The sequence below is a fragment of the Lacticaseibacillus pantheris DSM 15945 = JCM 12539 = NBRC 106106 genome (genome assembly GCF_001591865.1).
GTDB classification, from domain to species: domain Bacteria; phylum Bacillota; class Bacilli; order Lactobacillales; family Lactobacillaceae; genus Lacticaseibacillus; species Lacticaseibacillus pantheris.
Genome location: NZ_BCVS01000085.1, coordinates 1 through 10,637, shown reverse-complemented (window position 1 = coordinate 10,637; position 10,637 = coordinate 1). Strand labels below are relative to the sequence as shown.

Annotated in this window: 8 protein-coding genes; 7 read left to right on the top strand and 1 reads right to left on the bottom strand. The window is 55.6% G+C overall.

Features of this window, described 5'->3' with window-relative positions:
* Positions 1-276: 276 nt before the first annotated feature.
* Positions 277-1,131 carry a metallophosphoesterase family protein gene (locus LPA02S_RS08810; protein ID WP_056956292.1) on the bottom strand — a complete coding sequence of 285 codons (855 nt, stop codon included), beginning with the start codon at positions 1,129-1,131 and terminating at the stop codon, positions 277-279.
* Positions 1,132-1,496: 365 nt separating this feature from the next.
* On the opposite strand from LPA02S_RS08810, the gene LPA02S_RS08805 reads away from it, so the two are divergent.
* The 7 genes from LPA02S_RS08805 to LPA02S_RS08775 all read left to right on the top strand — a co-directional run bounded on the left by LPA02S_RS08805 (position 1,497) and on the right by LPA02S_RS08775 (position 10,552).
* Positions 1,497-2,435 (top strand): ATP-binding cassette domain-containing protein, encoded by a 939-nt coding sequence (locus tag LPA02S_RS08805; protein WP_054651692.1) that lies wholly within the window; start codon positions 1,497-1,499, stop codon positions 2,433-2,435.
* Entirely contained in the window at positions 2,435-3,958 is a 1,524-nt protein-coding gene (locus LPA02S_RS08800; RefSeq protein WP_056956291.1) for an ABC transporter permease/substrate-binding protein, read from the top strand. The genes LPA02S_RS08805 and LPA02S_RS08800 overlap by 1 nt, the downstream gene beginning before the upstream one ends.
* Positions 3,959-3,977: 19 nt before the next feature.
* Positions 3,978-4,610 (top strand): endonuclease III domain-containing protein, encoded by a 633-nt coding sequence (locus tag LPA02S_RS08795; protein ID WP_054651690.1) that lies wholly within the window; start codon positions 3,978-3,980, stop codon positions 4,608-4,610.
* A 105-nt stretch (positions 4,611-4,715) separates the two neighbouring features.
* Complete coding sequence (locus LPA02S_RS08790) at positions 4,716-5,921, top strand: MalY/PatB family protein (RefSeq protein ID WP_056956290.1); 1,206 nt, start codon at positions 4,716-4,718, stop codon at positions 5,919-5,921.
* Between the two features lie 11 nt (positions 5,922-5,932).
* A complete protein-coding gene (locus tag LPA02S_RS08785) occupies positions 5,933-6,742 on the top strand; it encodes a sugar phosphate isomerase/epimerase family protein (protein WP_054651686.1) in 810 nt (269 codons plus the stop codon).
* A 254-nt stretch (positions 6,743-6,996) separates the two neighbouring features.
* On the top strand, positions 6,997-8,733 hold the full coding sequence (locus LPA02S_RS08780; RefSeq protein ID WP_054651696.1) for an ABC transporter ATP-binding protein: 1,737 nt from the start codon (positions 6,997-6,999) through the stop codon (positions 8,731-8,733).
* Positions 8,734-8,743: 10 nt separating this feature from the next.
* Entirely contained in the window at positions 8,744-10,552 is a 1,809-nt protein-coding gene (locus LPA02S_RS08775; RefSeq protein WP_056956293.1) for an ABC transporter ATP-binding protein, read from the top strand.
* Positions 10,553-10,637 lie beyond the last annotated feature (85 nt).

Sequence of the window (10,637 nt, the reverse complement as noted above, 5' to 3'; positions counted from 1 at the left end):
CCCACTTTGTCTCCAGAATCTGCCGCTGTAAGTCATAACTGTCAGTAAGTGCTAGCGCACAACTGACAGTAATTCCAACAGCGCTTCGGGGTCGCAGCAACCACGTCTACAGGCACGACGCCTCCACCCCCAACGCCACCCGCGGGTTCGACCACAATTAGCACTCCAACCAAAATCTATGTCAGACCCAGCACCATAACTGAATTGAAAAAGCGTTAGCGATATCGGCTGCATCTCTGGATGATGCAACCATTATCGTTAACGCTTTTTGATTATTTACCATTGGTCATTAGCAATCGCTGCGTGGGCGACCGTATCCAGCCCTGCACGCGCATTGATAGCCGCAACGTTCTCCGTAGTGTACGTGAACTCGCCGGTTGTAATCAATCGCTGGTAGAGTTCGGCGTACGGAACGTTCTGTGCACCCGCCAAATCCGCTTCGCTGGCGGCGTCGTACGGTACGTAACGCTGCGTCCAGCGGCCGACACTGCCATCAGCCACCGAAAGGATACCGTAACAAGCACGACTAATTTCCCCACGAGGCCAAGAGGTGGTTGATTGCCCGACGCTACCTGGATTAATGACGTAACGGCCGTCAGTGGTGCGCCGCACAACTGGCTGGTGGGTGTGGCCGCAAAAGGCCAGGTCGGCGTTATTACCGGCAAGCACGTGGTCAAAGTGGTCCTGAGGGGCGGTGGGCTCAGTGTAATGACCGCGGCACTTGTCCGGCGTGGCGTGAAAGATGCTGACCCGTACGCCCGCTACCGTGACGTTTTGCTGCAGGGGCCGGGCGGCCAGCCACCGGAACTCATCCGCCGTCATGCGTTGCCGGTCGTAATTAGACGTCACGATTGCCATGACGGCTTTGCTATTGCCATCGAAGTCGGTGAAGCGGTGCGCCAGCAGGCTGGTGTACACCTCCTCGTGGTTGCCCAGCACCCACGCGAGCGGGTGCAACTGACGTAGCGCCCTGAGGCAGCGCTCCGGCTCGGGGCCGCGGTTGGTAATGTCACCCAGCACGATGTAATCCGTGACGTGCTGTTCCTCCGCATCCGCCAATGCGGCCGTGAGGGCACCAAAGTTGCCGTGCACGTCGCCGATAATTGCAATTCGCTGTTCTTTTGTTGCCATTCAGGTTACCTCACTTTGCTAAAGTTCCGCTCTGTATAGTCGAGCTCCCCCATGCAGAAGCCGCCGTGTAAGCAGTGTAACCCACCAGGCAAAGTACGCCTGCCGGTTTACACTACTTACACTATGGCTTCTGACCGCATGGGTCCGCTCTGTACCAATAATTATGTCACCCGGCACGCACAATGCAAGGGGTGGGTGACAGTTGGGTATTAAATCCGCAATTTCACCTGCAAACGTATGTTCACTGTGCTACAATCAGGAACACAAGTTACTTTTTTTACGTAAGCCGATAGACGATAGCTGCCCGCGTTTTGTTGGGTTGGGTTTTGTGATTGGCATAGTACTTCTGGGAGGATCGGAACGGCATGATTGAAATTAAGCAAGTGACCAAAACGTACGCCGATGGGGATGCACTGGCTAACCTCACGCTGACCATTGATGATGGCGAACTGTTTGTGCTGGTGGGCCCGTCCGGTAGTGGCAAGACGACCCTCCTGCGGTCAATTAATCGCTTAGTGGTACCGACATCCGGTCAGGTTTTTGTCGACGGTGTGGACGTTGCCACAGTTGATCTACAGGACCTACGCCGGCACACCGGTTACGTGTTACAGTCGGGGGCGTTATTCCCCAACATGACCGTTGAGCAAAATGCCCAGATTCAAATGGAAGCATTGGGCTGGGCGCCGGCAAAGATGCACGACCGGATCCGTCAATTGATGCACCGTGTGGATTTGGATCCGGAAGTATTCCTCGACCGGAAACCCAGCGAGTTGTCGGGTGGTGAGGCCCAGCGGGTGGGTATTGTCCGTGCGCTGGCTCCCAACCCCAAACTGGTGTTGATGGACGAACCGTTTAGTGCGCTCGACCCATTGTCGCGGCGCCAACTACAGTCACTCGTGCGGGAACTCCATCGTGAACTCGAAACCACCTTTGTCTTCGTGACCCACGACATGCGCGAAGCTTTGCAGTTGGCCGACCACCTCGCTGTCATTCACAGTGGGCGGCTGCAACAGGTGGGCACGCCGGCCGACATTATGGCGAAACCGGCCAACGACTTTGTCCGCAACTTCTTTGACGACGAGATTGCGCGTAGTCGCTACATGCAGCAGGTGGCCGCGAGTGGCTTAGGCAAAGTCGCAGTGGGGGACGAGACGGTGACGCTCGATGGTCGCGATACTATCTTTGACTGGGCGGCAGCCGTGCAAACTCAGCCAGACGTTGTTGTCCGGGTGGGCAAAACGCGGTTGGTAGCTGCCGACTTAATTACCTACATGGCACGAATGACGGGTGGTGACCAGCAGTAATGTTACAACAAGTATGGAGTTACATCGCCAAAAATCAACACTCAATCTGGCTGTCGTTACTGCAACACATCGAGATTTCGGCTTTGGCGGCCATTATTACCATTATCATCGCGATTCCGCTCGCGGTGGCTTTACTCAACCACCGGCGGGCCGGCGAATTTGTGCTACAAGTTGCCAGCGTGATTCAGACCATTCCTAGTTTAGCTATTTTGGGTCTGCTCATTCCGATTGTGGGCATTGGCACGGTGCCCGCGGTCATTGCGCTGGTGCTGTACGCGTTAATGCCGATTTTTTCCAATACATACGCCGGTATGACCAACATTGATCCGGTTTTGCTCGAGGCGGCGGATGCTTTGGGTGTGTCACGGCGTTTCCGTTTATTCAGAATTTTATTTCCGTTAGCCATGCCCATGATTTTGTCCGGTATTCGGATTGGGGTCGTCATGATCATTGGGACCGCCACGCTGGCCGCACTGATTGGTGGTGGCGGTCTGGGGACGTACATTTTGTTGGGTATCCAAACCAACAACAACGCCGCCCTCATTGTGGGGGCGCTGCTCGCGGCAGTCCTCGCATTGCTGGCTAGTTGGCTGATTCGGGTGCTATCGAAGGTGCCCCTTAAACGACTGCTAATAGGCTTGGTCGCGCTGATTGTGGTGGGCGGCGGTGTGTACGGCGTTCGCGCGGTGACTGCGCCTAAGACCACCAACGTGACCATCGCGGGGAAGATGGGCGGTGAACCGGAAGTACTCATCAACATGTATAAGGAACTCATTGAGCAGGATAATTCCAACGTGCACGTGACCGTTAAGGCCAACTTTGGGGGCACTAGCTTCTTGTTCAAGGCCCTGAAAAGTGGCAAAGTGGACGTTTATCCAGAGTTTACGGGTACCGTGTTGCAGTCGTTAGTCAAGGGTGACCAGACCGTGAGTCACAACCAGAACAAGGCGTACCAGTCGGCGAAGCAAGCGTTGTCCAAGCAGTTCGGGATGACGTACCTCCGGCCGATGCAGTACCAGAATGATTATGCACTCGCGGTCACTAAGGCGACGGCGCAGAAGTACCACCTGCAGAATTTTGAGGACTTGGTCAGCCACCCAGAGCTGATTGCGGGCTTTGATCCTGATTTTTACGCCCAGGAGGACGGTTATCCCGGGCTGAAGAAGGCGTATGGGCTCAACTTTACCCAGGTGAAGACGATGGAGCCCTCGTTACGCTATGAGGCGTTGGCCAAGGGCCGGATTGGCGTAACCGACGCGTACACAACGGACCCACAATTGCGTCAGTACCACCTGGTGGTGTTGAAAGATTCGAAACACTTTTTCCCGTCGTATCAGGGTGCACCATTGATGAAGACGCAGTTTGCCAAGCAACACCCGGAGGTAGTCCGCAGTCTGCGCAAGCTGAGCGGCCGCATCACGACTGCCGACATGCAGGAGATGAATTACGAGGTCACGGTGCAGCACAAGAAGGCGTCTACGGTGGCGCGTCAGTACCTGCGCAAAGCGGGACTGTTGAAGTAGTAAGTTGATGGAGGCGGACATGGCAGAGAGTATCCCGGCGCAACAACGTCAAGTTTTAGACCGCTTATTGCAGCGCTTAGGGCCACAAAACTGGTGGCAAAACGACAACCGGCTGGCTGACTGGATTTCAATGATATTGGTGCAACAGACCACCGGCCGTAATACCGAAAAGGTGATCGCCAACATGATGCCGTACATGACGGTAGAGCAGTTGGCGGCGATGCCCACGAACGAGTTGGAACAGCTGATTCGGCCGTCCGGATTTTACCGGCAGAAGACACGGTCAATTCAGGCGCTGCTCCAATGGTACCAGGATCATGGGGCCCAGTTGGATAGTTTTAAAGACGTGCCGACGGACGAGCTACGAGCTTCGCTACTCTCCATTCGGGGTGTGGGTGACGAGACGGCTGACGATATGTTGCTCTACATCTTTGACCGTCCGGTTTTCGTGGCTGACAACTACGCGCGCAAGCTATTTGCACGGCTGGGCGTAGGTGATTATAAGACCTACGCGGCCATGAAGCAGGCAACGACGAGCCTGATGGATGGAATTTCAGCCGCCACCGCGCAAGATTGGCACGCCGTGATTGATGAGTACGGTAAGTCCGTCCGGCGGCAGGACGATGTCGATGAGTCGTGGTTAATTGTATAAGTGACCTTGGTGCCGGGCGGTGTGTCACTGTCGCGGCACCTTTTTTGGGTATTCGGGGTATGTTCTGCTAGTATAAAGCTATTAATAGAAAGTGGTGACCAGATAATGGCAGTGCAACTACCAGAAACAGTGCGCACGTTTGTTGAAGAAAACTTGGTTGACCGGCACGGGACTAACTCGGAAAAGTGGGACGGACTACAGGCAGAATTTGGTGCTACCGACCTGTTACCGTTGTGGATTGCCGATATGGAATTCGCGGCTCCGCAAGCCGTCCGTGACGCCTTAGTTGCCCGGGTCACAACGGGGGTGTACGGGTACTCATTCACGCCCGACAGTTATTACGCGGCTTTGGCTGATTGGATGCAGCGCCGGCACGGGGTGACCATCCAGTCCGATTGGGTGCGTTTGACGACCGGAATCGTCAAGGCGTTGTACATGATGGTTGATTGGCTGACTGCACCCGGGGCGCCGGTGGCGGTAATGGAGCCAGTGTATTATCCTTTTATGCACGCCATTGAGGATCAGGGCCGCAAAGTGGTGTCCGCTAACCTGCAGTGGGGCGAGTCCGGCTGGCAAATTGACTTTGACGAACTGGAGCAAGTCCTAGCCGTTAATCATCCCCGTCTGCTGATTCTCTGCTCTCCGCACAACCCGGTTGGCCGAATCTGGACAGCCGACGAGCTGCGGCGGGTTCTCAGCATTGCGGAAAAGCACGACGTCATCGTGGTCGCCGATGAAATTCACCAGGATTTTGAAGTTGGCGGACCACGGTTTACCTCCGCCCTGGCGGTGGCGACACCAACGCAGATGCGGCACTTGGTGGTCCTGAATGCCGCATCAAAAACCTTCAACCTCGCCGCCCTGAACAACGGCAACGTACTCATTCCGGATGCACATTTGCGTGCCGATTATGACCAGTATTCGCAGCGGGTGGACAACGTTGCGGGTACCATGCTAGGGCAAATCGCCACGGAGGCCGGATACCGGCACGGCGAAGAGTGGTTTGACCATTTGCTTGACGTCGTACGGTTTAATTATGATCACCTCCGGGACGTCCTAGCCGATGGGGCTCCGCAAGTGAAGGTGGCCGACCTACAAGGAACTTACTTGAGTTTCCTCGACCTGGGTGCGTACGTTGATGCGCAGGATATTCGCGACTTTGTGCAGAATCAGGCCCACTTAGCGGTGGATTACGGCGAGTGGTTTGCGCCGACTACCGCTACGTGCATTCGGCTCAATCTAGCGACGGACCCGCAGATTGTTGATGAGGCGGCTCGACGTATCGTCGCCGCCGTCCGTAGTGCAAAGTAGGTGGCACGGGCATGCAGTTAGGATTAAAAGCAAGCACCGATGAACGTCAAATTGCCGACCGGTTGCAGTACCATCCGGATGTGTTTGAGTTTCACTTAACGGCGGACGACTTTACCACCGCGGGTTGGGCACACTTACAGCAAATGGTGGCGTTGGTCCAGCAATCTGTACCGCGAGTGGTGTTACATCACCCCATGAAGTGGCAGGGATGGCGCTGCGAGTTGTGCGTGAACGAGGACGCCCATCCTGAGTTGTACCGGTTCGTGATGGACAGCTCCCGGCGGCTGGTCGACTTTGCCCGGGCGACCGGGACGGTGGCGCTCATCCACGGTGGTTACAACCAAAAACCGGGCGAACCGGACTTAGTCGGAGATTGGCCAAACCTCAAAGTCGCGCAGACCGTCGTGCTGGGGCGGTTAAGCGAGCTGGCTAGTCGTGCCCGCGGACACGTGGTGTTTGAAAACAGTATGCTGGCAACGTTCCAGTACGGCCACCCGGATTTTGAACGCGAACTGCTGGCGCTGGATTTACCGCTGGCGTACGACGTCAGCCATGCATTCATCGTGCTCCACGGTGACAACGACGCACTGATTGCAAGTTTACGGCACCTGGCACCCGCAGTGCGCCATTACCACCTGGTGGATTCCATGGGGCAAACGCACGACAGCTTGACGTTAGGCACTGGTCTAATTGATTGGGCACGTGTCTTGCCGGAACTGAATCCGGACGCGTCCCGTATTTACGAAATTAACTTGGCCAACCAGTGGGACTGTGCAGAAATGCTGGCTAGTCACCGATACTTACAAACGGTTGCGGCCTGAATAGACTAACTGAATCGGTGTGCTGAACCAATAAATCGGCGTGTACCTAGAAGTGGGGATGTTGTTCATCCCGGCTACTGGGTGCACGCCGATTGTGCGTTGCGGCCGTTGCTGGTCGAAATGAACCGCAAAAAGGTGTCGGCCTATATTTACTTACTATTTGGAAACGCTATAATAAACAATTATTAACGCATTACGACCTAATTGTCGGTAAGGGAGGGAGCGGCCAGGACAACGGCCCTGGTCACGCAGACTTGTTTAATATTGTTTTTAAACACACACACGGAAAGGCGTTGCTTTTCCTGATTTTGGCACCATTATCGATGTTGGGTGAAGTGTTGTCAGACCTACAGCAACCAACGTTAATGTCGCGCATCCTGGATAATGGGTTAGGCAAAGGTGACATGAATTACGTCCTCCGCACGGCCGGTTTAATGGCCGTCTTTGCCCTCATTGGCCTGATTGCCGGGGTGGCCTGTAACGCGATGGGTAGCTACGCCTCATTGCAGATGGGTGCCGAACTACGACAGCACATGCTGCGGGTCGCGCTCACGAGCCGGAACCCCCAGGGACTACAGCCGGCAACCATCATTACGCGTATCACCAACGATGTCGTGCAGATGCAAAACTTGGTGATGCTGATGGTGCGGGGCATGGTCCGCTCGCCATTTCTGATGGTTGGTGGCGCGGTCATGTCCGTCATTGTTAGCCCTAAATTAGCGTGGTTATTGCTAATTGTGATGCCGCTACTGCTAATCTTTATGGTGCTCGTGGTGCGGCGGAGCGTGCCGCTATTTACGCGCGTGCAGCAAAGCATTGACCACGTTAACCTGATTATGCGGGAGAACCTCAACGGGATGAAGACCATCAAGTCTTATACCCTCGAGGACAGCCAGTACGACCGCTTCACGGAGGCCAATGACACTTTGCAAAGTGATAGCGAAAAGGCGCAACGGTCCACCATCATTTTGTCGCCCGTTATCTTGCTAGTGCTCAACCTGGCCGTGGTGGTGGCTCTGGCCTACGGTGGGCGGTTGGACATGCAGCACGCCATTTTGGACGGCCAGATTATCGCCTTTGTGAACTACATGATTCAAATTACCAACGCAATGATTGGTACGGTCAACATCATTACTGCGTTTTCTCGCGCGAGCACCAGTGCCATTCGGGTGCGCGAGGCCCTGGCGGAAGAGGACAGTCACGATGCCCTCGACCAACAGTCCGGACAGACGCAACTGCCAGCGGGCAGCGGCTTTGATTTTGACCACGTGAACTTTGGGTACGGGAAGCGGCCAATATTGGCGGACGTTAATCTACACGTTCCTGATGGTGCCTGGCTGGGTGTGATTGGGACGACTGGTAGCGGCAAAACGACGCTGGTCAACCTGTTGACGCGCGCCTTTGACGACTATCAGGGACACATCACGGTTGGTGGTGTGGACGTCCAGGCGCTCACGTTGACTGAATTGCACCACAAAGTTGCGGTGGCATTGCAGGACAGCGTGCTCTTTTCGGGCACCGTTCGGGATAACCTACGTTACGGCAACCCGAAAGCGGATGACGATGCGCTACGGCGGGCCATCCACGACGCGGCCGCCGATGACTTTTTCCAGGGTGACGCAGGGTTAGACCAACCAGTTGAACAACACGGCAAGAACTTTTCTGGCGGTCAACGGCAGCGGTTAAACCTTGCGCGTGCACTGGCGGCGGATCCGGACATCCTGGTACTCGATGACATTACTAGCGCGGTCGATCAGGAAACTAACGCGGTTATTCAACGGCGGCTGCAGGTCAACCGTGCGCACCGGACCACGATGATTATTTCCCAACGGATCAGTAACCTGGTTGACTGTGACCAAATTATTGTGTTGGAAGGCGGCCGGATTACCGGTCAGGGAACGCACCAGGAGCTGATCCAAACGTCCACGTTCTACCGGAGATTAGTGGCAGCACAGTTTGGCGAGGAGGCAGCCGCAAATGCAAATGCGTAATGTTGGCAATATGGGCGGTGGCGGCCGCCCCAGTGGCACACCCCGTGGAGTGCGGGTGGCTGTGTCCATTAACGATTGGCGCGGGACGGTGCACCGTATTTGGGCGTACCTCGCCAGCAAAAAGTGGCGGTTATTTGGCGTGTTCTTGATGACCGTGGTAACGACGGCGGTCACGATTGTGGGCAACCGGTTCAACGGTATCGTTGTGGACACGTATATCGCCAAGCATAATTTGCGGGGACTGTACATTATTTGTCTGGTGCTCGCGGGGATGTACGTCGTTTCGAGTGCGTTCACGTACTGGCAAAACTACACGATGATTGACGTTGCCCAGGATACCAGTGCGCGTATTCGGCACGACATCTTTGCAAAGCTGCAGCGGCTGCCCATGCGCTACTTTGATACCCACGATAATGGGGACGTGATGAGCACGTTGACCAACGACGTGGATAACATTAATACCGCCCTGATGCAGACCTTTGTGCAACTGTTTACCGGGATTATCAGCGTGGTGGGGATGCTCGGCGCGATGATTGTGTTGAGCCCGCTTTTGACCGTGATTGTGCTACTGAGCACGGTGATGACGTACACTTTTTCGCGGATGGCGGCGCGGGTAACGCAAAAGGCGTTTACCATCCAGCAGTCGGCGTTGGGGGACCTCAACAGTCAGATTGAGGAGTCCGTCTCGGGCAAGCGCGCGGTACAGTTGTTCAACCACGAGCAGATGAGTCTGGACCGCTTTGCTCAGACGAATACGCAGTACACCGCTGCGGCCTACCGTGCGCAATTATTTAGCGGCGCGATGGGGCCATTTAACAACATGACCAACAATGTGGCTTACCTGCTGATTACCGCGGCGGGCGCCATTTCGATTGTGAGTGGTCGTGGCGGCATCACGGTTGGTGTGATTTTCACCTTCCTGATTTACCTCCGCAACTTTACGGGGCCTATCAATAACACCCTGAACCTGATTAACACCCTACAGTTGTCGCTAGCGAGTGCGGAGCGGGTGTTCAAAGTCATTGACGAAGAACCGGAACGGGACCTGCCGGATGCAGAGGCCATTACGACCACTACTGGCGCGGTGAGCTTTGACCACGTCAGCTTTGCGTACGAACCAGGCAAAGAAATTTTGCATGACGTCAACATCGAGGCCCATCCCGGTGACACGGTCGCGATTGTGGGGCCAACGGGAGCGGGTAAAACTACCATGATGAACTTGTTAACCAATCTGTATCCACTCCAGTCTGGTACGGTGCGTTTGGATGGACGGGATGTCACCACGATTAAGCGCCAAAACTTACGGCGACTGGTCACCGTGGTGCAACAGGAATCACACATGTTCACCGCCAGCGTGGCGGATAACATTCGCAATGGTAGCTTGGATGCGACGGATGACGAAGTGCACGCCGCAGCGGAGCAGGCCCACGCGGATCACTTTATTCGCCAGCTACCCAATGGTTACGACACCGTATTGACGGAGGACGCGGCGGGGTTGTCGCAGGGGCAACGGCAACTGCTGAGCATTGCGCGAGCCTTTGTGACGAACGCACCGGTGCTGGTACTGGACGAAGCTACTAGTCCGATTGACAGCAACACCGAGTTGGACGTGCAGCACGCGATGACGGAGCTGATGCGCGGTAAAACTAGCTTTGTCATCGCACACCGGTTGTCGACGATTCGCCGGGCGACGACCATCGTGGTGATTGACGGTGGCCGCGTGGTGGAACGCGGGACACACGAAGAGCTGCTGGCTGCCAAAGGGTTTTACTACCAGCTGTACGAGAGCCAATTCCAGGGTGGTACGCAAAGTAGCTGAGGCCTGTGGGGGTTCTGGCCTGTGGTGGTTCTGACCGGCGGGGGTGCCGTGGGGTACTACGACTTTGTGGACCGCTCCACGGTGA